This is a genomic window from Chryseobacterium gossypii, from assembly GCF_041361455.1.
GTDB lineage: Bacteria > Bacteroidota > Bacteroidia > Flavobacteriales > Weeksellaceae > Chryseobacterium > Chryseobacterium gossypii.
In genome coordinates this window covers 1-24169 of the sequence record NZ_JBGCUR010000015.1, presented here as the reverse complement: position 1 = coordinate 24169, position 24169 = coordinate 1, and the positions used below count along the sequence as shown (strand labels likewise).

Below are 24169 nucleotides of genomic sequence, written 5' to 3'. Positions count from 1 at the left end.
TATAAAAAGACCGATGGCTCCCATCGGTCTTTTCTTAAAAGATTCCTTCTGCTAATTACCAGGAATAAGTAAGTAAAATTACAGTTTTGCGATAGATTTACTTTTTACGGACAAACTTTATCTCCATTGTTTTAAACTCTTCTCCTGTCTTCCAATCCGGGCCATACATTTCCATGGTATGGTTGTTGTCATCGTTAAAAGTATAAACTTCTCTGAAATCGCAGTCTTTTCCCGGCCGGGTAGGATCTGTCATTTTTCCTTTAAATTCAATGGCCTTTTTAGACGGATTCCACTCTCCTTCGGCATGCATGATGCCGGTTCCCATATTATCGATCCAGGTGCTTACAAATTTTTTCTTGGCATTGTCATATCCTGTGATGCTCATACCTTCAAAAGGCATTCCCATAAAGCTTCCTTTGTGATCACTTACCTGATAACGGCCACCGAAAACCATTTTATTGGTACATTCCGATTGGCTGGTCATAGGTTTTCCCCCCTTTTCCATCCACATTGTTGTCTCTCCGGTCCAGCTTCCGTCATATTTAGCCAGCATTTTCTGCATATCTCCCGGTGTCGCAAACTCCATCCAGGCCTTATTTGCCGTTGCGGTGTCTACAGGTTTCCATTCCGAGGCGGCTGTTGTGGAATCTGTTTTATCTGAGCTTTTAGTGGCATTTGTTTTCCCTTTTTCACAGGCTATAAACAAAAAAGCGGTGCTGAAAGCAAAAAGTAAGTTTTTCATAATAGTTTAGTTTTAAGCGATTTAAATTTAAAAATAAAAGCAATATATTCTATTATAATCTTTAATCATTTTTTGTGTTAAGATTAATTGTAATTTTGTGTAATCGTAACGCAAATCGGCTATGGAAGAACAAAAACAAAAGATACAGGACATCAAGGTTGCTGTGGATGCCGTTATTTTCGGCTATTTTGATAAGAAAGATCTGCAGGTTCTTTTGATTAAAAGGAACATAGAGCCCTTTAAAGGGGGATGGGCACTTCCCGGAGGGCTGGTAAAGGACGATGAAAATGTGGATGATGCCGTGAAAAGAGAGTTATATGAGGAGGCTGGTATAAAACCGGATTTTCTGGAGCAACTCTACACTTTCGGGGATGTAGGCAGAGATCCTAGAAACAGGGTAGTCTCCGTAGCGTATTTAGGACTTGTGAACCCGTCATACCATGAAATTTTTGCGGATTCTGATGCTGGTGATGCGCAATGGTTCAGTGTGAACAGACTTCCAAAGCTGGCTTTTGATCATAAAAAGATCATAGATGTTGCCCTTAAAAGATTACGAACAAAAATCCAGTATCAGCCTATTGGCTTTAATCTTCTTAACGAAGAATTTCCTTTTTCAGACCTTGAAAATCTTTATAAAACCATTGTAGGACAGGAAATTGACCGCAGGAATTTCCGTAAGAAGATCATGAGCTACGGACTTCTTAATGAGACCAATAATGTAAAAAAGGAAGGAAGCGGAAGACCCGGAAAACTTTTTACTTTCAACCAGGAAAAATATAAGGCGCTGGAAGAGCAGGGCTTCTATTTTGAGATAAAATAATTTGTTTGAATTTTTCTTATTGTAAATCAGTTGTTTAAAATTTTAGTGTAAAAATAACGCAATAATTAAATGGAAACTTCATGATAAAGTGAAAGCATGCAATTTTATTTTTGCGTACAAACAACACAAATATTAAATGTTTAATTATAAAAACTTTAAGCTATGTTTGGTTTCAGACACATCAAATTTGATTCAATGACTTACGTTCTTCATTTTAAAAATGGGAAAACTGTAAGAGAAGGAAGAGGCTTATCATTCTTCTATTTCGCTCCAAATAGCTCCATTGTTGCCATTCCGATGGGCAGTAATGATCTGCCGTTTATTTTCAATGAGAATACTTTCGATTATCAGACAGTAAAAATTCAGGGACAGATCAGCTATAAGATCACGGATCCCAAAGCCCTCTCCAATACCCTGGATTTTACAGTGAACGAGGAAGGAATTTATAAGAAAAATGATATTGAAAAGCTGAACCAAAGGATCATCAATCTGGCTCAGACCTCTACATCGTCATTTATCCATGATCTGAACCTGAAAGAGGCCATCCGTTCCGCAAAAGAAATTGAAGGGAATATCCTGAAAGGATTAATGGCTTCGGAAGCGATTCAGACAATGGGACTAGAGATCTTAGGGGTGAATATCCTGGCAGTGCAGGCCACTCCGGAAATGGCCAGGGCATTGGAAACAGAAACCAGGGAAAAGCTTCAGCAACAGGCAGATGAGGCGGTATATGAAAGAAGGAATTTTGCTGTAGAACAGGAAAGAAAGATCAAAGAATCCGAACTCAATACCGAAATTGCCGTGGAAGAGAAGCAAAAGCAGATTGATGAGAAAAGAATGGAAGCAGAAGTGCAGAAAGAAGAGAATAGCAGGATTCTCAGGGAAATGAAGATCTCGGCAGATATTGCCATAGAAAACCAGAGAAAAGAACTGATCGATCAAAAAACGGAAAACGACCGGAAAGAAGCTGAAACCAAAGGATATGCCCTTGAAGCGGCCTTAAAACCATATAAAGAATTGGATTGGAGAGTTTTGGCAGCTTTAAACGGGAAACAGGATGCAAGATCAAATATTGCCTTTGCCTTCAGGGAACTGGCGGAGAATGCAGATAAGATAGGAACGCTCAATATCAGCCCTGACCTCCTGGAAACTCTGCTTACCGAAAAATAAAAGTGAAGCTATGAAAACAGAATATGCCATCATCATCAAAAATAAAACGCGGCTTGAGTCTTTGATCGAAAGATTCAATACCAAGGCTCAGGCCCGGTTTTATATTGAAAGTTCCGGAGGAGATTTCGGGGTATATGTGGAAGAGCACGAAAGGTTTTATCAGTCTTTTATGGAAGTTCAGACCCAACTTTCCAAAGTGATCAAAAACAAAGTAGTGGAAAAAGAATTTGTGCCGTCCTATATTTTTTCTGAGAAAAACCTGATCATCGTGATCGGGCAGGACGGACTGGTAGCGAATGTTGCGAAGTATTCCAAAAACATTCCGCTCATAGCGATAAATCCGGATGAAGAAAGATATGATGGCATATTGCTTCCTTTTAATCCGCAGAATTTTTTAGACGGAGTGCACGCTGTGATCAATGGGAGCTTTAGAGTAAAAAAGATGAGGTTTGCAGAAGCCATTCTGAATGACGGACAGAAATTATTGGCGGTGAATGACCTGTTCATCGGAATTTCTTCTCATAGTTCCGCGAGGTACAAAATTGCCCTGAACGGAAAAGAAGAGGTACATTCCTCCAGCGGAATCATCGTTTCAACAAAAACGGGAAGTACAGGCTGGCTAAGCTCGGTTTTCAATATGGCCTACGGGATTTTAGGATCCAAGAAGCTCAGATATCCTGAAATGAATGAAGAGGATTTGTATTTTGCGGTAAGAGAACCTTTCAAAAGTATCAGGACCCAAACCGATATCTGTGGAGGAAGGTTGAAAAAAGGGAATAAACTGATCGTGGAATCCCTGATGCCTAATAACGGGTTTATATTTAGTGACGGGATCGAACAGGATTTTTTACAATTCAACAGCGGAGCAACCGCTGAAATAAAGCTTTCTGATGAGGAAGCGGTTTTGGTGATTCGGTCAGGCTGAGAAATATGTATTGGTATACAGGAGAAAACAATATTGCCTAATTTTAAAGAAAAAAAGCTTATGGATATCGAATTAATAAAAGGAGACATCACCCGAATCCAGGCAGATGTTATTGTAAATGCAGCCAATTCCTCCTTACTCGGCGGCGGAGGTGTTGATGGAGCGATCCATCGGGCAGGAGGGCCACAGATACTGGCGGAATGTATCCGGATCAGAAATAAACAAGGAGGATGTAAAACAGGAGAAGCTGTTGTAACGACGGCCGGAAATTTACCTGCACAATATGTCATTCATACAGTAGGGCCCGTTTGGAACGGAGATAAGGAGGAATGTTCAAAACTACTGGCAGGCTGTTATCAAAACTCATTAAAACTGGCGGAAACGCTGAAGGTAAAGACGATTGCTTTTCCAAATATCAGTACAGGAGTATACAGATTCCCTAAAAAGACAGCAGCTGAAATTGCTGTCAGGGAAGTGAAAAATTTCCAGCCCGAAACTTTACAGAAAGTTATTTTTGTTTGTTTTGATGAGGAAAATGAAGAAATATATAAAAAGCTATTAGAACTATGAAAAAACTGACCATATTAAGCGGTGCGGGGATCAGTGCCGAAAGCGGGATAAAAACATTCAGAGACAGCAATGGACTTTGGGAAAATCATGACGTTACAGAAGTGGCTAGCCCGGAAGGCTGGAGAAAAAACAGAGAGCTGGTGCTGGATTTTTACAACCAGAGGCGTAGGCAGCTCCATGAAGTGGAACCCAATGAAGCACATAAATTACTGGCTGAACTGGAAAAACATTTTGAAGTAAAAATTATTACCCAGAATATCGATGATCTTCACGAAAGAGCAGGCTCTTCCCATGTTTTACACTTACATGGAGAACTGTTTAAATCCTGCTCATGCAACAATAAAGATCTGATCTACGAGCAAAAAGGAGATATAAAAATAGGTGATAAGGCAGAAGATGGGGCACAGCTTCGCCCTTTCATCGTATGGTTCGGAGAAGATGTCCCCCTGATGCCGGAAGCGATAAAAATAGCCGGGGAAGCTGATATTTTCCTGGTGATCGGAACCTCGCTGCAGGTATATCCGGCCGCGGGTTTGCTGCAGGATATCAAAGACGATTGTTTGTTGATCGTTATTAATCCTGATGACAGTATGAGCTTCGGAAAGCGGGCGGTTGTGATTAAAGAGACGGCCACGCAGGGAATGAGGCTTTTGTTTGACAAGCTGGTAAATATGGAATGATGGAAAATGTTGTAAAAGCAGGGATTTTCGGCGTTTGTATCGGAGATGCTCTGGGAGTGCCGGTAGAGTTTAAGAAACGGAAGGATTTAAAAAAAGCTCCTGTCTCCGGATATCTGGAATATATGTCCTGGAGCCAGCCGAAGGGGACATGGAGTGATGACAGTTCGCTGACCTTCTGCCTTACTGAGGAGTTGGCCAAAAGGTATGATCTGGAAAAGATCGGACAAAGTTTTGTAAAATGGTATAAATATGGGCATTGGACCGCACATGGAAAACTTTTTGATATTGGAGGAACTACAAGACATTCCATAGCACGCTTGATCAAAGGAGAAAGTGCAAGATTTTCAGGGTGCATTTCTGAAGAGGATAACGGGAACGGGTCATTAATGAGAATCCTTCCCTTAGCCTTTTACCTTAAAGAGGAAGAAAATATTGAAAAATTATATCAAATGGTAAAAGAAGTTTCTGCCATTACCCATGGGCATTTCCGTTCCGTTTTTTCCTGTTTTATCTATGTGATTTTTGCCATTCAGCTGCTTAAAGGGAAAAGTAAGGCCGAAGCTTACGGGTATATGCAGAGAACAGCTTTGGAATATGCAGAAAGTCAGGGTTTTAATCCAAAAGAAACCGGTCTTTTCCATAGAATATTAAAAAATAATATTTTCAATGATAAGGAAGATGAAATTCAGAGCGGAGGATATGTATTAAACTCTTTAGAAGCTTCACTATGGTGCTTCATGAATTCTGAGAGCTATCCTGAGGCAGTGTTGAAAGCGGTCAATTTAGGAGACGATACTGATACCACGGGAGCAATTACAGGAGGAATTGCAGGAATTTATTACGGCTTTGAAAATATTCCCCGGGAGTGGGTTTCAGAGCTTGTGAGGAAAGATGACATTGAAAATCTCTGTATCAGGTTCGCAAACAAACTGATGAAATAATATAAATCATGAACGAAGCAGAAAAGAAAAAAATAAGCCAGTTTCTAAGTCTTGTTTTAAGACATCAGCCGGAAGTCATCCATTTAAAACTGGATGAAAATGGTTGGGCGGATATAGAAGAACTGAGAGAGAAGTCTGCCGGAAATACAATATATTTCACCCTGGAGGAACTGGATGAAATAGTGCAAACCAGTAATAAAAAACGTTTTGCTTTTAATATAGATAAAACCAAAATAAGAGCGAACCAGGGACATTCCATTGATATTGAGGTTTGGCTTCCAATGGTGGAAAAAGTACGGTTGACAACTATTCAGGATATTCGGAGGAACAGGTAAATCTTCCGTTTCGCTCTTTTGTCTACTTTAAGTAATTTTAAAGCCTGAAATATCACTTCAATGAAACCGAAAGATCTCTTTTTTTCTCTGATCCCGTCTTTGTTCTTTGCACAAAATAGCTTTCAGACCCCTTTTGAAAAAGGGAACGGGAACCAGACCGTTACCTATGACCAGATGAACGCTTACTACCAGGACCTTGCTAAAAACTTCAGTACAATTCAATATCTGAAAAAAGGAGAAGATGACAACGGAAAACCTATCTATGTTGTCATATTCAACCCTTTTCCTGAAAAAGACCTGAATAAGCTGAGAAAGGATAAGGCGGTGCTATTCGTAAACAATGGGATCCACCCCGGAGAGCCGGACGGAATAGATGCTACGATGATGCTGATGAGGGATCTGGCCACAAAGAAAATTAAGACTCCCCGGAATTTTATTATTGCTGCAATTTCAGCATATAATGTCAGCGGAATGCTGAACCGTGGTTCCTATTCAAGAGCTAACCAGAATGGTCCTGAGGAGTATGGCTTCAGGGGAAATGCAAGGAATTATGATCTGAACAGGGATTTCATCAAGGCTGATTCTGAAAATGCGAAGAGTTTCCAGAGGATTTACCAATGGCTGAAACCTGATGTGTTTATTGATAATCACGTGAGCAACGGGGCGGATTATCAATATACGTTCACTTATATATCAACATTCAAGGAAAGGCTGGGGAGTATTCTCGGAGACTATTTCTATAAGGATTATCAGGCCAGGAATCTCGAAGATCTGAAAAAGCTTGGTTACGAAAGCACACCTTATGTAAATATTCACGGGGATGTTCCGGATATTGGTTTTTGCGGCATTTGAAGATTCTCCGAGATATTCAACAGGCTATACGTCTCTGTTCAATACCTTGGGAACTGTTCCCGAAACGCATATGCTGAAGCCATATGATAAAAGAGTGGATGCAACATACAAATATATGCTGGTCAATTTACAGAATCTGGATAGGGATTACCAAAAGATAAAACAGCTCCGTCTGGAGAACCTGAAACAATATCAGGCAGGAAAGCCATACGGCATCCGCTGGAAAATAGATTCAACGAAATATACCCTGATGGATTTCAAAGGATATGAAGGAAAATATAAGCCCAGCGAAATTTCCGGGAAGCCAAGACTGTACTATGACCGGACTAAATCGTTTACCAGAAAGATAAAACTGTTTACCTCGGCCAATCCCACAGGCTTTATCACGATTCCCAGATACTATGTGATTCCCCGTTCCGAATACAGGGTTATTGAAGCGTTTAAAAGAAATCAGATTAGCATGAAGCCATTGCAAAAAGACAGCACGATAGCAGTGGAATCATATAAGATAAAGGATTTCAAAACGGTAAAAAACCCTTATGAGGGCCATTATCTGCATTATGAAACAGCTGTTGAAAAATCTGATAAAACTCTTACTTTTTTGGCGGGAGATTATCTGGTTCCCACAGATCAGCCCGGAGTAAAATATATTGTGGAAACGTTGGAGCCCGAAGCTCTGGATTCGTTTTTCAACTGGAACTTCTTTGATGGGATTCTGGCTCAGAAGGAATACTATTCTGCCTATATTTTTGAAGATACGGCAGCGGAATTACTTAAAAAGGACAAAAAGCTGAGAAAAGCCTTTGAAGATAAAAGATCTTCGGACCGGGAGTTTGTGGAGAGTGGTGAAGCACAACTGGACTGGATTTACAGGCACTCTCCTTATTTCGAAGACAAGACATTCAGACAATATCCGGTGTACAGGATCTTATAAAAAAAAGACGTTTCAGCCTGAAACGTCTTTTGCTTTATCTGGGTAAGCCTCTTTTCAATGCGAGCTCAGCTCTTTTGATGGCAATCTTTTCCTTCCAGTCCATATACTTCTTCTTGAAATTCTTCTTCATAATATCATCAAACTTACGTTGTACAGTAAGATTCCAAAGGGAATGCGCCTTCACCGCCCATGATTTGTCCCAGGCCCTTAAAGAGATAGAGAAACTTCCGTCAAGGTATTTCATCCAATGCCACCATCCCGTAGGCATGAATAAGGTATCACCATGCTCAAGGAAGCACTCTATACCCTCTATGCCATCCAATGCAGGAAACTTGGTAAAATCCGGATTTTCAATGTCATAATCTTCCAGTGCATAAGTAGCATAAGGGATCTGGTATAACCTTTCCTTCCATTTGTAGTCGAACAGAAGGATATGTTTTCTTCCATTGAAGTGTGTATGGAAAATATGGGCCATATCAATATCAAAATGAAGGAAGGTCACGGAACCTTTTCCCCCAAAAAACATATTGGGATATTTATCCAGGAAGCCTCCCATTAAATCTTTCGGAGAAATATAATCTTCCAGAAGCTTCGGGGCGTATTTTATAGGATCGAAAAGAAAGATCCTGAGGTCTGTGGGCTCTCTCCGGATAAGATCAATATAATCCCCGAATTTCATTTTTGCTGCTGAAGCATTGATGGGAGCTGCCGGATCGGCTTTTGAGCTGTCATATAACGGAACTTCAACATCTCCTACCACTTCCTTCATGTAGTCCATTGTCCATTTTTGATAAGCAGGCCATTTTCTCGCCATGTTTTTGATGACAACAGGTTTTCTCGGCTTCAGGTATTTTTGAATAAATTCTTCCTGACTAATATCATCTACAATATCGATAGGCTTTAAAATAATTCCCATTCTATAAATTTTATGTTACAAAATTATTAAATAAATATATATGTTAACGTGTTTAAGATTTTTTTAATCTATGATTCAAATCATTTTTAAATATTTATTCTAAATAAGCTTAATACAACACTTAAAAAACAAAGCATGCTGTAAAAGTATTACATGATGGTTAAAAGGATCTTTATGTTAAATTTGTTATTAAATACCTGTTAACAGATGTTTAACTGTTTTATTTAATACAAAATCAGCTAAAAAAAACAAAAAAAAGATAAATACCGTATTTTATCACTATTTTTGTAGTGATAATTTTTTTTTAACCTTTAGCTTTAAAACACATCTTTATAGATGTGTAACAAAAAACAATAGCCATTAACTAATTAATCAAATAATAAATTATGAAAAAGAATATTTCTTTTTTTCTGATGCTTTTTCTTTCAGTGCTGACATTTGCACAAAAAACGGTCTCAGGAAAGATCACTGATGAAGACGGAGCTGCGATCCCAAGTGCAAGCGTAACTATTGAAGAGCCGGGAAAAGATGCGATTCTGGCCTACGGGATCACCAATTCCAAAGGGGAATATAAGGTAACTTTTACCTCTTCAGAGCCTAATGTAGATCTGAAGGTAAAGGCCTTTAATCAAAAACCCCTCACCAGGCAGATCAGCAATAGTGATCAGACCCTGAATTTTAAAATGGATTCGGAAGCAACAGAAATAAAGGAAGTTCAGCTAAAGACAAAAATGATTACCGCCAGGGGAGATACCATTTCTTATGATCTTAAAGCTTTTGACAGCAAAAATGACAGAACGCTTGCCGATGTGATGAAAAAGATCCCGGGTATTGAGGTAAATACGGACGGAACCATCCTTTATCAGGGAAATGCCATCAACAAGTTCTATGTCAATGGAAAAGACCTGATGGAAGGAGGCTACGGAACGATTAATAACTCGCTTCCAAAAGACGCGGTGCAAAAAGTTGAGGTCCTTGAAAACCACCAGCCGGTAAAAATCCTCCAGGATAAAGTACCTTCTGACCAGGCTGCCATCAATATCAAGCTTAAAAACTCCGTTACCATGACCGGAAGGGGAGAAGTAGGAAGCGGTTTCGGAGATCCATGGCTATGGAACGTAAAGCTGACACCTATGTTTTTCGGCCAGAAAAGCCAATGGGTGGTTAACTACAAAACCAATAATATGGGAGAACAGGTAGAAAATGAAGGAAATATTCTGGCCTTCGGAAACAGATGGGAAGGAAGAAGGATCAATGCTTCCCAAAACGACTGGCTGAATGTAGAAAACGCAAGTACCCCGAATCTTCCGGTAAAAAGATATCTGATGAATAACGTACATTATTTATCAGCCAATTACCTTACTAATATTGACAAGAAAAAAGAATGGGAACTTAAAGCAAGTGCCAATTACACCAATAATGCAGTAGAAAGAGAATCTTACGGTGAGTTCAATTATTTTGCGACCCCTGAAAGACCGGAATCAAAAGTTACACAAAATATTTTTAATAACTTTTATACAGACAAGGCAAAAGGAGAGTTGATCTTTACTAAAAATGCGAAAAAAGGCTTCTTTAAAAATACCACCAGCTTCTCCCAATTCTGGAATGCAGACAGAGCTGTTGTAGACAGAACAGACGCTATCAACAACAGGCATGGTGAAGAAGCGATAGAATCTCCCACAACATCATTCCAGAACTCTTTGAGTACAATCATCCCCTGGAAAGAGAAAATGATCAACGTAACGTCTTTCATTAATTATCAGACGGACAGACAAACGCTGGATGTTTCTCCGGCTTCATATCTGGCTATCCCGGGGTTTAGCCCGGATCCTGATTCAGATTTGGTCAGACAGAGTTTAAGGTTGAAAACTTTTGAAGCCAGTCATTCGGCAAACATAAATTTTTCTACAAAAGGATGGACTTTTACTCCCGGAGTGGGATTTAATTTCAAAACAACGAATTTAGTATCAGACTTATCAAACATTTTTACAATTCCGACTCCTGACCCCAATGACCCGGAAACTCCGATATCCAGGTATAGCAATGATCTCAAATATACCACAGTAACACCTTACGGAACTTTAGGAGTGAATTATAAAAGTGAAGCATGGATGTTGTTCGCCAGCTTTCCTGTAAATTCAAATAATATCAGGGCAGAAGACCCGATGAGGCAGGTTTCTAAAGAAGTTAACAAAGTTACTTTTGAGCCAAACATTTTTGCTCAGTATACATTTGCTTCTTTCTGGAAAGCATCGGTAAATGCCAATATTAACAACAATTTCGGGGAAATCAATTCTGCATACTCAGGATTTTTAATGACTTCACCAAACGGAATCAACGCAATGGATATTGATAATCCGATCCCTCAGAACAATAACAAATCAGCAGGGACAAGGCTGGAATACAGAAATCCGCTGAACAATTTATTCTTTAATGTGAATTACAGATATTCAGATGCAAAAAGAAACCTTATTTCCAATCCGAAAATCAATGAGGCAGGATATACTATTATGGGGTATATTGAACAGGATAATCATGTGATCAGTAATAACTATAGTGCAGAAGTAGGAAAGTATTTTCCAAAATTCAAAACAAACGCTTCAGTGAGTTACAGCAACAATACCTCAAAGTCGGATGCATTTCTGGATAATGCAGCCTTCACCAATAAAAACAACAGCCAGTCATTTGGTATTAAATTTAACAACACCTATTTCAGCTGGATGAGTATTGATTATAATGCAAATATTTCAAAAACAAAACAAACAAGCCAGGGAAGAGTGAATTCCGGTGCGGACACCAAAGGATTTACCCATAATCTTGGGGTATTCTTCTATCCTATTGAAAATCATACAATCGGATTCAACTGGGATCAGGTGAATACCAATGCCAGAGGCCAAAAATACAATAACGGGTTCTATGATCTGTCCTATCAGTTCAGCTGGTCGAAAAAGAAAATCGATTTTGAGCTGAAATGGATGAATATTGCGAACAAAAAAGTATTTGAAACATACGATATCAATACTACGTATATTTCATATACAAAATATCAGCTGCGTCCAAGCCAGGTGATGTTCACCGTAAAGTTCAACTTTAAATAAAGAAGAAACCAATCTCACAAAGATTGGTTTTTTTATACGATCGTAAGATATCTGTTAAAAGCCGACGTATCCGCAGAGGGGCCATAGCTTCCCGGTAACAGAATATCGTTAAGCCTGTAGTAAACTCCCGGCTGCCCATGATTTAAATCAGGTTATGTAAAAACACGGTAAAAATCTGTAACATATTTCCGGGATCGATAACTAATTGGTAAACATTTTAAAATGAAAAAGTTCTTCTCAATATTTTTTATCGTGCTTTTTGCTTTTGCCGGAGCTCAGGATTCCAATGATTCAAAGGAAACTGCCAACCGCTTCTTTTATGAGCTGACGTTCAAGCCTAAAAAAGATTCGGCAAAACTGGATAAGGTAATTATGTCACTTGATATAGTTAAAGACAGATCTATTTATAGAGATTTTACAGCTATTGGGCAAGATTCTATTCTGAAAGTCCAATTTGAAGCAATGCAAAAGGCAGGAGTTTTGAAAGATTTATCTAAATCTTTCAAGATGCCGAAGTTTTCTGAAAAAATTGTGAAGACATATCCAGATATGAAAATCCAATATATTGAAAGAATTACGAGCGGATTTTCTCCTATGAACATCGGATATAATGAAACATTAAAATTAGACTGGAAAATTTCTAATGAAAAAGCAAAAATTGGAGCTTATAATGCTCAGAAAGCAACAACGGAATTTGCAGGGAAGAAATGGACGGCTTGGTTTAGCTCAGAGCTTCCTTTTCAAGATGGGCCATATAAATTTTCAGGACTTCCAGGCTTGATCGTAAAGATTGAAGACGAAGGCAAAAACTATTCTTGGGTTCTTCAGGGAAATAAAAGAGTTCCAAACTGGGAAGAATTGACATATATGGAGAAGCTTTCCAATGTTGGTTTAAAAGTAACTGAAATGCCGAGAGAAAAGTTTGAAAAAACTTTCAACGATTTCAAAAAAGATCCTTTTGCTACGGTAAGACCCATGATGACCCAGGAAATGATGTCTAAAACAATTCCCGGAATGGATGGAACAATAGGGGACATGATGAAGAAGCAGGAAAAGATGTATAAAGATTTCTTCAATGCTATTGATAACCCGATAGAACCTGCCTATGAAAAGGGCAGTGCAGGAAAGACAGGAAAAGAAAAAAAATAAGCAAACTTCATATCAAACTAAATTATATTAAGGTCAACCCAAGTACAGGAATGTATTTGGGTTGATTTCTTTCATAAAAAGTGTTATTTAGATTAGATTTAAATAACGTATATTTGCATCACAAAAAGTAGATTTTTGAAAAAGAAGGATTTACATAAATTAAGCGGCTTCCCTAAAAACAGGACGGGGAGGATACTGGGGTACGACAATAATCAGCTGCGGATGCCTAACAAGATCATAGAAATGGGCCTTTTACCGGAAACCGTTTTCAGGGTTTTGTATCAGGCACCGTTCAATGGGCCCATGTATGTGGAGTTTGGAGAGGAAAAAAGCCGGATCGCCCTTCGCGAAGAAGAAGGAGACTTTATCATTGTTGAAGAATTGAATTAATGCAGGAAAATAAGAAACAGATACTCTTAGTCGGAAATCCGAATGTAGGGAAATCAACGGTTTTCAACTTGCTGTGCAATAAAAAGCAGAAAACCGGAAATTACGCAGGGGTTACCGTCGCCAGTCATTCGGGACATTATACCTATAAGAATGAAGAGGTTGAGGTGATTGATCTGCCAGGTTCGTATAGTATTTATCCGAGCTCGGAAGATGAGGCTATATTTTCTAAGTTTCTTATTGACGAACAAAAGAACTATGCCGGGGTCATCTATATCCTGGAAGCATTAAGTTTAAAAAGAGGGCTTCTTTTATTCCAGCAGATCCAGGACCTGGGCATTCCTATGATTTTGGTTGTGAACCAGATCGATCAGGCAGAAAGAAGAGGGATTTCCATTGATATGCAGAAATTTTCACATGCATTAGGGATAAAGATTATCCAGACCAACGCCAAAGAGCAGATCGGAATTGATGAGGTCAGGGAAGCGGTATTCCGCAATGAGTTTGTGAAGGCAGATAAGATTTCCTTTGAAACCCCTGCCGAGCATAGGGATTTTCTTCAAAAGTTTGCCCATCATAAGGGATTTGACAATCAATATAAGGCCTGGATGGCCATATCTTCAGGGGTGGAACTGGGAAGAATAGATTCTATCCATGATCTACTGAATGAGCCTGAAGTTAAGAGTTTGGTTCCTAAAAGATTACAGGTCCAGGAGACAGTGAGGAGGTATCAGAGCGTAGATAAGGTCCTTGCAGATGTCATTTCCAAAAAGCCCCAGTTCAAGGAGCTGCTGACTGAAAAACTAGACAAAATTTTAGTACATAAATTCTGGGGTTATGTAGTTTTCTTAGCTGTTTTGCTTCTGATATTCCAAAGTGTTTTCTTCCTGGCCGAATACCCGATGAACTGGATTGATGATTTCTTTTCCTGGTTGTCGGCTTTCACGAGCGAGCATCTTCCGGAAGGGCCGCTGAATTCATTGGTTTCCAATGGTATAGTGCCCGGGTTGGGAGGAATTATTGTTTTTGCTCCGCAAATCGGGATCTTGTTGTATTTCCTGTATTTACTGGAAGATTCGGGATATATGGCACGAGTGGTATTCCTGATGGACCGGTTATTGCGTCCGTTCGGACTAAACGGGAAAAGTATTGTTCCTCTTGTTTCGGGAACGGCATGCGCAATTCCGGCAGTAATATCCACCAGGAATATTGAAAATGTCAAGGAAAGATTGCTGACCATTCTGGTAACGCCTTTTATGACCTGCTCCGCAAGGCTTCCTGTGTACAGCATCATTATCGGGCTGATCATTTCAGATGGAACCTTTTTAGGAATCCAATATAAAGCCCTGGTTCTGATGGGTATGTATCTTTTAGGCTTTATGGTTGCCCTGCTTTCTGCATCTATTCTTAAAAAATTCATCAGAAACAAAGGGAAAACCTACCTTGTAATGGATTTACCAACCTATAAAAAGCCGCTTTTCGGATACGATTTTAAAATGGTACTGGGAAAAGTATGGGACTTCATTACAGGAGCAGGGAAAATAATTTTCATAGTAAGTATCATCATATGGTTTTTAAGCTATTTCGGGCCGAAGCAGAAGCCGGGTGAGATGGTGGCCACCAATGTGGAGCTTGATCATTCTTATCTCGCGAAGATGGGGAAAGGAATAGAGCCTGTTATTGCACCTCTGGGCTATGACTGGAAGATGGGTGTAGGCATTATTACAAGCTTTGTGGCAAGAGAGGTTTTCGTGGGTACCATGTCTACCTTATACAGCCTGGATGATGACGCTTCGGAAGTGAAGGTTATAGACAAGATGAGGAATGATGTGAAGCCAAACGGGGAAAAAGTTTTCAGCTTTGCAATCGGGATTTCAATACTTCTGTTCTATGCGTTTGCAATGCAGTGTGTTTCCACACTTGCAGTAGTCTACAGGGAGACCAAAAGCTGGAGATGGACCGGCATACAGGTTGTAATGATGACTGGTTTGGCATACTTTGTGTCGATGTTAGCATATCAAATTCTAAAATGATGGACTCGTCATTGATTTTTCAATACATAATAGTTTTGCTTATTGTTGCATTTGCCTGTTATTCCTTGTTTAAAGTGATCAGGAAGAATTTTGCACCGAAGAAATTCAGTTCCAAAAGAACAAATTGCGACAAAGATTGCGGGTGTTCATAAATTCCGGTGTGGTATTCCACAAATAATATCTAATTTTGCTTAGCTTAAATAATAAAATTAGAATTAAATAATACACAGAATGTCACTAATAAAAAGTATTTCAGGGATCAGGGGAACGATCGGGGGTAAGGTAAATGACAACCTAACACCGCTTGATGTGGTAAAATTCGCTTCAGCCTTCGGAACATGGCTTCAGAACAATAAAAACAGAAAAGATTTAACGCTTGTCATAGGAAGAGACGCCAGAATATCAGGGCAAATGGTTTCTTCCCTGGTGACGGCCACATTACAGGGCTTAGGAATCAATGTTATTGATCTGGGCCTTTCCACAACACCCACCGTAGAGGTAATGGTCCCGGAACTGAATGCTGACGGAGGGATTATTCTTACCGCATCTCACAATCCGAAACAATGGAACGCCCTGAAGCTTTTAAATGAAAAAGGAGAATTTATCAGTGGGGAGAACGGAGCGGAGGTTTTGGCACTGGCTGAAAGTGAAGATTTCCATTATGCCGGGGTAGATGATTTAGGTAAATATGAAACCAGAGAAGATGCATTTGATATTCATATTCAGAAAATTCTTGATCTGCCTATGGTGGATGTTGAAGCCATTAAAGCTAAAAAATTCAGGGTTGTTTTAGATGCCGTAAATTCCACAGGAGGGGTTGCAATCCCGATGCTGCTGGATAAGCTGGGATGTGAGACCATAAAACTATACTGCGAGCCTAATGGCCATTTTCCGCACAATCCGGAACCGCTAAAAGAACATCTAGGAGATATCTGTGAATTGGTTAAAAAAGAAAATGCAGACCTGGGAATTGTTGTAGATCCTGATGTGGACAGGCTGGCGTTAATTGATGAAAAAGGTGAAATGTTCGGGGAAGAATATACTTTGGTTGCCGTTGCCGATTATCTGCTAAAAAATACAAAAGGGGCTGCTATTTCAAACCTTTCGTCCAGCAGAGCCTTGAGGGATATTGCCCATACCCACGGATCAGAATATTTTGCAAGTGCGGTTGGGGAAGTAAATGTAGTTACGCTGATGAAAGAAAAAAATGCGGTGATCGGGGGAGAAGGAAACGGAGGGGTTATCTATCCTGACCTTCACTACGGAAGAGATTCTTTAGTGGGAATAGCTTTATTCCTGACTCATCTGGCCAAAGAGAATAAAACGGTTTCACAGCTAAGGGCAGGTTACCCGGGCTATTTTATGGGAAAAAAGAAAATTGAGCTGACCCCGGACATAAATGTTGATGATATTTTATCCAGAATGGAAAAAGAATATCAGAACGAAGAGATCTCTACCGTTGACGGAGTAAAAATAGATTTTGAGAACAACTGGGTTCACCTTCGCAAATCGAATACGGAACCGATCATCAGGATCTATACCGAAGCCAGATCCCAGGAAGAGGCAGACCAGCTAGGAGACAGCATCATCACTAAAATAAAAAGCTTAATCTAAATACAGGGACGGAACTTATGTTCCGTTCTTTTTCTTTTATAAAATGTTTGAACACATAAAAGACAGGCTGCTTCACCTCCCTAAAGAAAATCTGAGGAAATTTGCCGGAAGGTTCAGGCGCATGGAAGTTCCTGCGAAAGCCACACTTATAAAAGAAGGAGAGATCTCCTGCAACGCTTATTTTATAGAAAAAGGGATCGTACGGGCATGGTATAACAATGACGGAAAAGATATAACCTTCCAGTTCTTTATGGAAAACAATATGTTCTCATCACTCGAAAGCTTCAGGAAAGGATTACCCAGCATGGTCTCCTTTGAAGCGATTGAGCCATGTGTCTTATGGCAGATAGATAAGGCCACTGTTGATGAGATTCTTGAGGAAGCCTATACAGACCCTGAAATGAGAAGCATATTCATAGATTCCATTTTTGAAAGGGTTTTCGATTATATGAGACATTTCTTCTCGTTCATAAAGGACACCCCGCAACAGCGATATCTCAGCCTGGCCAAAGAAAGGCCTGAAATTATTAAAAGGGTCCCGCAGCATTATATTGCATCTTATCTGGGGATTACAACCGTACATCTCAGCCGTATAAAAGGTAAGATCCTCAGGGAAAAATAAACTGATAACAAATGTTATTGCATCCCGAAAGGTCTTCATGATAATTTTGTGAGAAAAAATAATGAAAGCAGCAGTAGTATTTGAAAAAGGAGGGATCCCAAAGTACGCAGATTTCCCGGAACCGGAAGTTAGGCAGGATGAAAGCTTAATCTATGTAAAAGCAGCCTCCATCAAGAACTTTGACAGGGCAAGGGCGGCAGGTAGCCATTATTCTGCTGAGAAAGAGGAACAAAAGCCTAAGGTCATAGGAACCGACGGGGTCGGGGTACTGGAAAACGGGACAAAGGTTTATTTTTTCAGTAAGAACGGAGCCGTTGCGGAAAAAACATCAGCAGAGAAAGATTTCATTGTCCCTATTCCCGAAGCACTGGCCCTTCCGGTTGCGGCAGCTTTGCCTAACGCAGTGATGGGTTCTGCGATGGGACTTAGATTCAAAGCGATGTTGAAGCCGGGCGAGACCGTTCTCATCAATGGGGCAACAGGAGTCACCGGGAAGGTGGCCGTTCAGATCGCCAAGCTGTACGGTGCCAAAAAGGTAATCGCTACCGGAAGAAATGAGGAATCCCTTCAGTCACTTTATGCATTGGGTGCGGATGAGGTAGTTTCCTTAAAGCTGGAGGACGGGGACTTTAAGCAAAAAATTAAAGAAATTCACAGAAAAACGCCTGTTGATGTGATTCTGGATTATATATGGGGACCTTCCGTAGAAATGATTTTGTCTGCATTGAAAGGTGATGGCGCATTTTCCCATAGAACAAGGCTTGTTTCGGTAGGAGGGATGGGTGGAGACACCATTCAGCTGTCATCGCAGATCCTGAGAGGTACAGACATGCAGATTTCAGGCTCGGGATTGGGGAGCTGGACCCGGGAAGAATTTAAACTGCTTCTTACGGAAATTATCCCGGAAATGTTTCAGGAAGCGGCTGAAGGAAGATTAAAAATAGAAACGGAAACGGTTTACCTGAAAGATATTGAAACTGCCTGGAAAAATGAAATCAATACCGGAAAAAGATTGGTAGTATTAATTGAATAATAAATGTTATTTTTTGTTAACGGACTTTTATTTTAATTTCCTTTTTACTATCTTTAAGATAGAAATTTATGAAAGCATAATTCAAAAAAAAGTTGCAACTTTGCAATACAATTGAAGACTGATTTTCAGGGAGTAATAATTAAATTAAAGAGTTTGCCGAGGTCTGTAAGAATATTCAGACATCGGACTGACAAAGAAGACACTATTGGAAGAGTATTTTGAAAATGAACTTGTAAAAAAGTTCGAAGAAATGATGGAAAACAATGATGAGTTCTACTTCGATACGGAAGAATTAGAGGACGTTATTGTTTATTATTTGGAGCTGGGGGATTTTAATTACGCAGATCAAGCTGTTAATTATGGCCTTAAGCTTCATCCCAATTCTCTGGATATCAAGATTAAAAAGCTTGAAATCCTCCTGGAATGGGAAGATTATAATACCGCGAAAAAACTTATTGATGAGCTGAAAGGCGCATCAATGGAGAATACAGACTTTTTGGTTTGCTACGCGAAGTATTATTCGAACCTGGGCAATCCCAGAAAATCCATTGAAATTTGTAAAAAAGCATTAGAGCTGAAAGAAGAAGAAAACTTCCTTCACAACTTTATTGCGGATGAATATGTGAATTTGGGAGACCCGTTTAACGCTCTTAAGCACTATAGGAAGGCATTGAAAGAAGATCCAACCGACGAGTACGCATTGGAAAACTGTATGATATGCTTCAGTGACCTGAATAAGAGTGAAGAGGCTATTGCCTTCCTTAATGAATACCTGGATGAGTTTCCTTATTCTGAAACAGCCTGGTTTGAATATGGCCAGTTTTATTTCAACAGGAAGAATTATGAAGAAGCAATAAAAGGATACGATTATCTATTGGCGATCAATTCGAGCTCAGTTGGTGTTTATGCCAATAAAGCAGCTTGTTATGAGGCATTGGGACAATACAAAAAGGCCATCGAAGTATATGAGGAAATGCTTGATCTGGAGTATACGAAAGCCTTTACCTACTATAAGATCGGCTTGTGCTATAAAGCACTGAAACAACCGATTCTGGCCTTAAACGCGTTCCAGAAGTCCTTAAGAGAGGATCCTCAGTTTTACCTCTCCATGATGGAACAGTCTTATCTGTATGAGGAAATGGGAGGAATGACGGAGGCCTTACACTTTGCCAAAGAAGCCACCTTACTGAATGAAAACAATCTGGAATACCAGAAAAGGCTGGCATTCCTGTTCATTGATTCAGGAAAGTTTGAGGAGAGCCTGTCCTGCCTGAAAAAGCTGGTTGAAGCCGAGCCGTCAAGATTCTATAACTGGTATGCCTATTCAGAAGTATTAATGTTGCTGGGAGAATATGAGGAGGCTATTACCGTTTTGATGAGAGCCGTAAAAAAGCATAACAGAGCTGAGCTATATTATCAGCTGAGTAACTGTTATTTCAATCTGAAAGAACAGGAAAAAGGCCTGGGTTCACTTCAGAAGGCTTTAGACCTGGATCCGTCCCTGGTTCAGGATATGCAAAAGAAATATCCTTTTATCAAAGATGAGATCAAAAAAGGCAAGGCTAAAATGAAAAAGAAAAACTAAATAAAAAATCCTGCATTCTGTGCAGGATTTATTTTTTTATGATGGCAGGTTTGGTTCTTAAGAAGATCAGACCTCCGATAATAATGCCTGCGCCCAGGAATTGAAGAACGGTCAGCTTTTCACCGTCCAGGATTCCCCAGATAATAGCAACAATAGGCATCAATAAGGTAACTGTGGAAGCGAAAAGTGGAGAGGATACTTTTAGCAGCCGGTAATTCATCATCATGGCCAGCCCGGTTCCGAAAACGGATAGCAGGCTTACAAACATCAGCCCCAGCATATTGTCCCTGGAAAAACTGAACTCTGAAAAGAACCCCGTAAAGGCCAAAGCAATTACGGAAGGGAAGAACAAGACAAAAGAAAATACAAATGCAGATAAAATAGTGGAGGAAACCTCCATAAGCTTTGATTTTACCGTGGTTGTGCTGATGGCATAGCATAAGGTGGCCAGCAGAAGCAATACTATCGGGATAAGCTTGAACTTCCCGCCGTCTCCTCCTCCGAAAGCAAGGATACATACCCCCGCAAAGCTTATCAATGTTCCGGTAATCTGCTTCCTTGTCGTCTCAAATTTCCAAACCAGGGCACCTACAATAATCACAAAGATAGGCATCATGGAATTGATAATCCCTGCAATGCTGCTGCTTACTTCCGTTTCGGCAATAGGGAACAGGAACATAGGAATAAAATTTCCCGTAAAGGCAGCTAAAAGTAGCCATTTCAGGTGTTTCTTAGGGAATAGCCTGTATTTGGAGATGGCCAGCGGCATCAGGATGATCCCTGCAATCAGGACCCTTAAGGCCCCGACCTGAAAAGGATTAAAGTGCTCAAGCGACTTCTTGATTAAAATAAAAGAGGAACCCCAAATGATACTTAATACCAATAAAAGAATCCATTTTTCTCTATCTGCGTTCATTATTCTGATGTAATATTTTTAAAAATTCTTTTTTAGGAATCATCCTGGCTCCCAGACTTTCAAGATGGCCGGTATGAGACTGGCAGTCTATTAGATCCAGCTGGTCCCTGTTTTTTTCAACGAAATGGATGAATCCTGCTTTTGAGGCGTTGCTGACTTTCGTAAACATGCTCTCTCCGCAAAAGACCTTACCGATCTGAAGACCGTAAAAGCCTCCTACCAGTTCTTCATGCTGCCAGACCTCAATGCTTTTCGCCAATCCGTACTCATGAAGTTTAATGAATACTTCCACCAGCTCGTCCGAGAGCCATGTTCCGGACTGGCCCCTTCTGCTTACCTGCTGGCAGTTTCTGATGACATCCCTGAAATTCCGGTTCTCTGTGAAGGAAAAAACATCCCGGGTTAATATTTTCCTCATGGATTTTGAGACTTTCAGCTCCTCCGGGAATAGCACAAATCTCGGATCGGGGCACCACCAAAGAATTTCTTCCCCCGGATTATACCATGGAAAGATGCCAAGCTGGTACGCGAACCAAACCCTTTCAACGGACAGGTCACCTCCGAAGGCGATTATTCCTTCATGTCCGTCATAAAGTTCAGGATCGGGAAATGAAATTTCATTTTCGTCTAATCGAACCATTTCAGGAAAAAAAATCCCACTTAATAAAGCAGGATTGATATTCAGTTATATAGCTTTAATTAAAAAGGCAAATCGTCATCATCGTCTCCGGCAAACGGATTTTCATTGGATACCGGGGAAGATGACTGGGATGGCATAGCCTGGGTAGGCTCTGCACCGTTATCAAAAACTTTTTCAAGCCTCCATCCGGTAATTGAGTTGAAATATTTTGTTTCTCCCTGTGGGGAAGTCCATTCTCTTCCTCTGATATTGATTCCCACTTTCACATTTTCTCCTTCAGACACATTATCTAATAAACTGATCTTATCGGATAAAAATTCTATACTGATTGGCTGTGGATACTGTTCCTGGGTTAAAATAACCATTTCCCTTTTTTGGAAACCGCTTGCAAATGTTTGAGTTTCAAAAAGTTTCTTTACCGTTCCTTGTAATTCCATATCATAATTATTAACGGTGTAAAAGTAAGAAAATGAAATGTAATAAATGGTGCGGGAAATAAATTTTGTAAAAAAAATAAAATTTTATTTGAAAAGTCTTGTAAATACAAAAAATTGCCCTATATTTGCACTCACAAAAACGAAGAAAGTTCTTTAAAATACAAATAAAAATCACGCGGATGTGGTGTAATTGGTAGCCACGCCAGACTTAGGATCTGGTGCCGAGAGGCGTGGGGGTTCGAGTCCCTTCATCCGCACAGAATGCGAAAATAGCTCAGTTGGTAGAGCACAACCTTGCCAAGGTTGGGGTCGCGGGTTCGAATCCCGTTTTTCGCTCCACTCCAAGCCCTGGTGGTGGAACTGGTAGACACGCAGGACTTAAAATCCTGTGCCTCTTTTGGCGTGCGGGTTCAAGTCCCGCCTGGGGTACATAGTCCGGAAATCCCTTCCACAAACTATTTCCGGACTTTTTAAAAATCTGTTTTATTCTCGTTAGATTTCAAATCGTGCAAAATGAAATCTTATTCAAAAATGAAGGTTTATCCTGTTAACTGGGAAACTTCAAAAAAATCAATCGCAAAAGACTGGATTGTCCGTTATGTATTTACGGATCAAAATGGAAATGAACACAACTGTTTATTCAAGGGTATGAATCACATTAAAGATCATGCAGAACGTGTTGAGGAGACAAAACGTCTTATTGAAGAAGAAACATATCTTTTGGAACAGGGATATAACCAAAAACAAAAGAATATGAGTTTTTAAGTGAAACACCTGTCGTTAATGGCAAAACATTATTTTTAGCGGCTATGCAGTCTGCTGTTGATAATAATCCCGGCGTTAAATTTCATATAAAAGACATGACGAACAGCATGAAGCATATTACAAAATATGCAAAAATGTTACGGATTCATGTTAAACCTATCAAGGATACTACAAAAGGGGATATAAAACAATTGTTGTTGCGAATGACTAATGACGGTCATAGCAATTATCGGGTTAACAAAACAAAATCTCACATTTCATCATGTTTTAAGTTTTTTACTGAGCTTGATATTTTTGAGGTGAATTTTGTAAAGGGTATTTCAGATCTAAAGCATAAACCAGCTAAAAAAGCAATTATTAGGACACCTGAAGAATGGGAAAAATTCCATAAGATAAAATACATGAATTATAATGTTTATGTCTTTTTGTATATATTCTTTTATTGTGGTAGCAGGTTTGAAGAGATGGTCCAAGTAAAAAAAGAGGATGTTGAAATTGAAAAAAGTATTTTTTGGGTTAATTTAAGAAAGGGTGGTGTTCATACACGAGCAATGCGACCGATCAATTTTCATGCATGGAAATATTGGAAAACCTTATATGACATTGCGAAACCCAACCAGTATTTATTTAGTTTTAACCAAATGCCGCATGATGAGCCAGTAACTGCAAACAGTTTGTACCGTATTGCTTCAAGGTATTTAAGGAAAGCCGGCTTGAATATAACAGGATATGCTTTAAAACATTCGTATATAAATATGGTGACTAATGTGTATGGTCTATCAAAAGGGAAAGAGCTTGCGGGGCATACAACCGAAAGAACCACATTGAATTATGCGGTTGATTATGAGGAACAACAGGTTGAGAAAAATAAAAATATTGACATTTGCATCTAAAAGAAAAGCACCTTTAATTAGGTGCTTTTTTACTTATAGACAACAATTTTATCAAGCTCAATGGAATTATTATTCTCTCTGATTCTTTCCTGAATCTTTGTGGAAATGGTTC

22 protein-coding genes, 3 tRNA genes and 1 pseudogene are annotated in these 24169 nt (G+C 39.6%); 21 read left to right on the top strand and 5 right to left on the bottom strand.

The genetic code is table 11. The features are described 5' to 3' along the window. Positions 1-97: 97 nt before the first annotated feature. Positions 98-742 carry a DUF1579 domain-containing protein gene (locus ABMQ40_RS09765; RefSeq protein WP_370899028.1) on the bottom strand — a complete coding sequence of 215 codons (645 nt, stop codon included), beginning with the start codon at positions 740-742 and terminating at the stop codon, positions 98-100. Between the two features lie 142 nt (positions 743-884). On the opposite strand from ABMQ40_RS09765, the gene ABMQ40_RS09760 reads away from it, so the two are divergent. The 8 genes and pseudogenes from ABMQ40_RS09760 to ABMQ40_RS09725 all read left to right on the top strand — a co-directional run bounded on the left by ABMQ40_RS09760 (position 885) and on the right by ABMQ40_RS09725 (position 7969). Continuing rightward, positions 885-1562, top strand: coding sequence for an NUDIX hydrolase (locus ABMQ40_RS09760; RefSeq protein WP_370899136.1), 678 nt, complete (start codon positions 885-887; stop codon positions 1560-1562). Between the two features lie 195 nt (positions 1563-1757). After that, on the top strand, positions 1758-2732 hold the full coding sequence (locus ABMQ40_RS09755) for an SPFH domain-containing protein (protein WP_370899026.1): 975 nt from the start codon (positions 1758-1760) through the stop codon (positions 2730-2732). Between the two features lie 10 nt (positions 2733-2742). Then, complete coding sequence (locus tag ABMQ40_RS09750) at positions 2743-3657, top strand: NAD(+)/NADH kinase (RefSeq protein ID WP_370899024.1); 915 nt, start codon at positions 2743-2745, stop codon at positions 3655-3657. Positions 3658-3717: 60 nt separating this feature from the next. Continuing rightward, positions 3718-4227, top strand: coding sequence for an O-acetyl-ADP-ribose deacetylase (locus ABMQ40_RS09745; protein ID WP_370899022.1), 510 nt, complete (start codon positions 3718-3720; stop codon positions 4225-4227). After that, the gene (locus ABMQ40_RS09740; RefSeq protein ID WP_370899020.1) at positions 4224-4907 is read left to right on the top strand and encodes an SIR2 family NAD-dependent protein deacylase; all 684 of its coding nucleotides are present in this window, start codon (positions 4224-4226) and stop codon (positions 4905-4907) included. The genes ABMQ40_RS09745 and ABMQ40_RS09740 overlap by 4 nt, the downstream gene beginning before the upstream one ends. Continuing rightward, the gene (locus tag ABMQ40_RS09735; protein ID WP_370899018.1) at positions 4904-5848 is read left to right on the top strand and encodes an ADP-ribosylglycohydrolase family protein; all 945 of its coding nucleotides are present in this window, start codon (positions 4904-4906) and stop codon (positions 5846-5848) included. The genes ABMQ40_RS09740 and ABMQ40_RS09735 overlap by 4 nt, the downstream gene beginning before the upstream one ends. A gap of 8 nt (positions 5849-5856) precedes the next feature. Further along, positions 5857-6183 carry an RNA 2'-phosphotransferase gene (locus tag ABMQ40_RS09730; protein ID WP_370899016.1) on the top strand — a complete coding sequence of 109 codons (327 nt, stop codon included), beginning with the start codon at positions 5857-5859 and terminating at the stop codon, positions 6181-6183. A 60-nt stretch (positions 6184-6243) separates the two neighbouring features. Next, a pseudogene (locus ABMQ40_RS09725) lies at positions 6244-7969 on the top strand (M14 family metallopeptidase). A 34-nt stretch (positions 7970-8003) separates the two neighbouring features. Here the strand turns inward: ABMQ40_RS09725 and ABMQ40_RS09720 are convergent. Continuing rightward, complete coding sequence (locus tag ABMQ40_RS09720) at positions 8004-8885, bottom strand: cupin-like domain-containing protein (protein WP_370899014.1); 882 nt, start codon at positions 8883-8885, stop codon at positions 8004-8006. Positions 8886-9271: 386 nt separating this feature from the next. On the opposite strand from ABMQ40_RS09720, the gene ABMQ40_RS09715 reads away from it, so the two are divergent. The 8 genes from ABMQ40_RS09715 to ABMQ40_RS09680 all read left to right on the top strand — a co-directional run bounded on the left by ABMQ40_RS09715 (position 9272) and on the right by ABMQ40_RS09680 (position 20406). Further along, a complete protein-coding gene (locus ABMQ40_RS09715) occupies positions 9272-11983 on the top strand; it encodes a hypothetical protein (protein WP_370899012.1) in 2712 nt (903 codons plus the stop codon). 222 nt (positions 11984-12205) lie between these two features. Beyond that, the gene (locus ABMQ40_RS09710; RefSeq protein WP_370899010.1) at positions 12206-13132 is read left to right on the top strand and encodes a GLPGLI family protein; all 927 of its coding nucleotides are present in this window, start codon (positions 12206-12208) and stop codon (positions 13130-13132) included. A gap of 135 nt (positions 13133-13267) precedes the next feature. After that, the gene (locus ABMQ40_RS09705) at positions 13268-13522 is read left to right on the top strand and encodes a FeoA family protein (protein ID WP_370899008.1); all 255 of its coding nucleotides are present in this window, start codon (positions 13268-13270) and stop codon (positions 13520-13522) included. Next, on the top strand, positions 13522-15552 hold the full coding sequence (gene feoB, locus ABMQ40_RS09700) for a ferrous iron transport protein B (RefSeq protein WP_370899006.1): 2031 nt from the start codon (positions 13522-13524) through the stop codon (positions 15550-15552). The genes ABMQ40_RS09705 and feoB overlap by 1 nt, the downstream gene beginning before the upstream one ends. Positions 15553-15783: 231 nt before the next feature. Continuing rightward, positions 15784-17166 (top strand): phosphoglucosamine mutase, encoded by a 1383-nt coding sequence (gene glmM / locus ABMQ40_RS09695; protein ID WP_370899004.1) that lies wholly within the window; start codon positions 15784-15786, stop codon positions 17164-17166. Between the two features lie 43 nt (positions 17167-17209). Next, a complete protein-coding gene (locus ABMQ40_RS09690) occupies positions 17210-17788 on the top strand; it encodes a Crp/Fnr family transcriptional regulator (protein ID WP_370899002.1) in 579 nt (192 codons plus the stop codon). Positions 17789-17849: 61 nt separating this feature from the next. Continuing rightward, complete coding sequence (locus ABMQ40_RS09685; protein ID WP_370899000.1) at positions 17850-18821, top strand: quinone oxidoreductase family protein; 972 nt, start codon at positions 17850-17852, stop codon at positions 18819-18821. 205 nt (positions 18822-19026) lie between these two features. After that, positions 19027-20406 (top strand): tetratricopeptide repeat protein, encoded by a 1380-nt coding sequence (locus ABMQ40_RS09680; RefSeq protein ID WP_370898998.1) that lies wholly within the window; start codon positions 19027-19029, stop codon positions 20404-20406. Positions 20407-20434: 28 nt separating this feature from the next. Here ABMQ40_RS09680 and ABMQ40_RS09675 read toward each other — a convergent pair whose 3' ends face one another. Genes ABMQ40_RS09675 through ABMQ40_RS09665 form a run of 3 tightly spaced genes read right to left on the bottom strand, consistent with a single transcriptional unit; the run spans position 20435 to position 22399 of the window. Further along, positions 20435-21322, bottom strand: coding sequence for a DMT family transporter (locus tag ABMQ40_RS09675; protein ID WP_370898996.1), 888 nt, complete (start codon positions 21320-21322; stop codon positions 20435-20437). After that, positions 21309-21962, bottom strand: coding sequence for a leucyl/phenylalanyl-tRNA--protein transferase (aat, locus tag ABMQ40_RS09670; RefSeq protein ID WP_370898994.1), 654 nt, complete (start codon positions 21960-21962; stop codon positions 21309-21311). The genes ABMQ40_RS09675 and aat overlap by 14 nt, the downstream gene beginning before the upstream one ends. Before the next feature lie 59 nt (positions 21963-22021). Next, entirely contained in the window at positions 22022-22399 is a 378-nt protein-coding gene (locus ABMQ40_RS09665) for a DUF3127 domain-containing protein (RefSeq protein ID WP_370898992.1), read from the bottom strand. A 175-nt stretch (positions 22400-22574) separates the two neighbouring features. Between ABMQ40_RS09665 and ABMQ40_RS09660 the strand changes: the two genes are divergently transcribed. The 5 genes from ABMQ40_RS09660 to ABMQ40_RS09640 all read left to right on the top strand — a co-directional run bounded on the left by ABMQ40_RS09660 (position 22575) and on the right by ABMQ40_RS09640 (position 24057). After that, positions 22575-22656: transfer RNA gene (locus tag ABMQ40_RS09660), tRNA-Leu, on the top strand. A gap of 6 nt (positions 22657-22662) precedes the next feature. After that, positions 22663-22738: transfer RNA gene (locus ABMQ40_RS09655), tRNA-Gly, on the top strand. Positions 22739-22744: 6 nt separating this feature from the next. After that, positions 22745-22828 (top strand) — tRNA-Leu (locus tag ABMQ40_RS09650). 84 nt (positions 22829-22912) lie between these two features. Further along, entirely contained in the window at positions 22913-23164 is a 252-nt protein-coding gene (locus ABMQ40_RS09645; protein WP_370898990.1) for a hypothetical protein, read from the top strand. A gap of 44 nt (positions 23165-23208) precedes the next feature. After that, positions 23209-24057 (top strand): tyrosine-type recombinase/integrase, encoded by an 849-nt coding sequence (locus ABMQ40_RS09640; RefSeq protein ID WP_370898988.1) that lies wholly within the window; start codon positions 23209-23211, stop codon positions 24055-24057. Positions 24058-24169 lie beyond the last annotated feature (112 nt).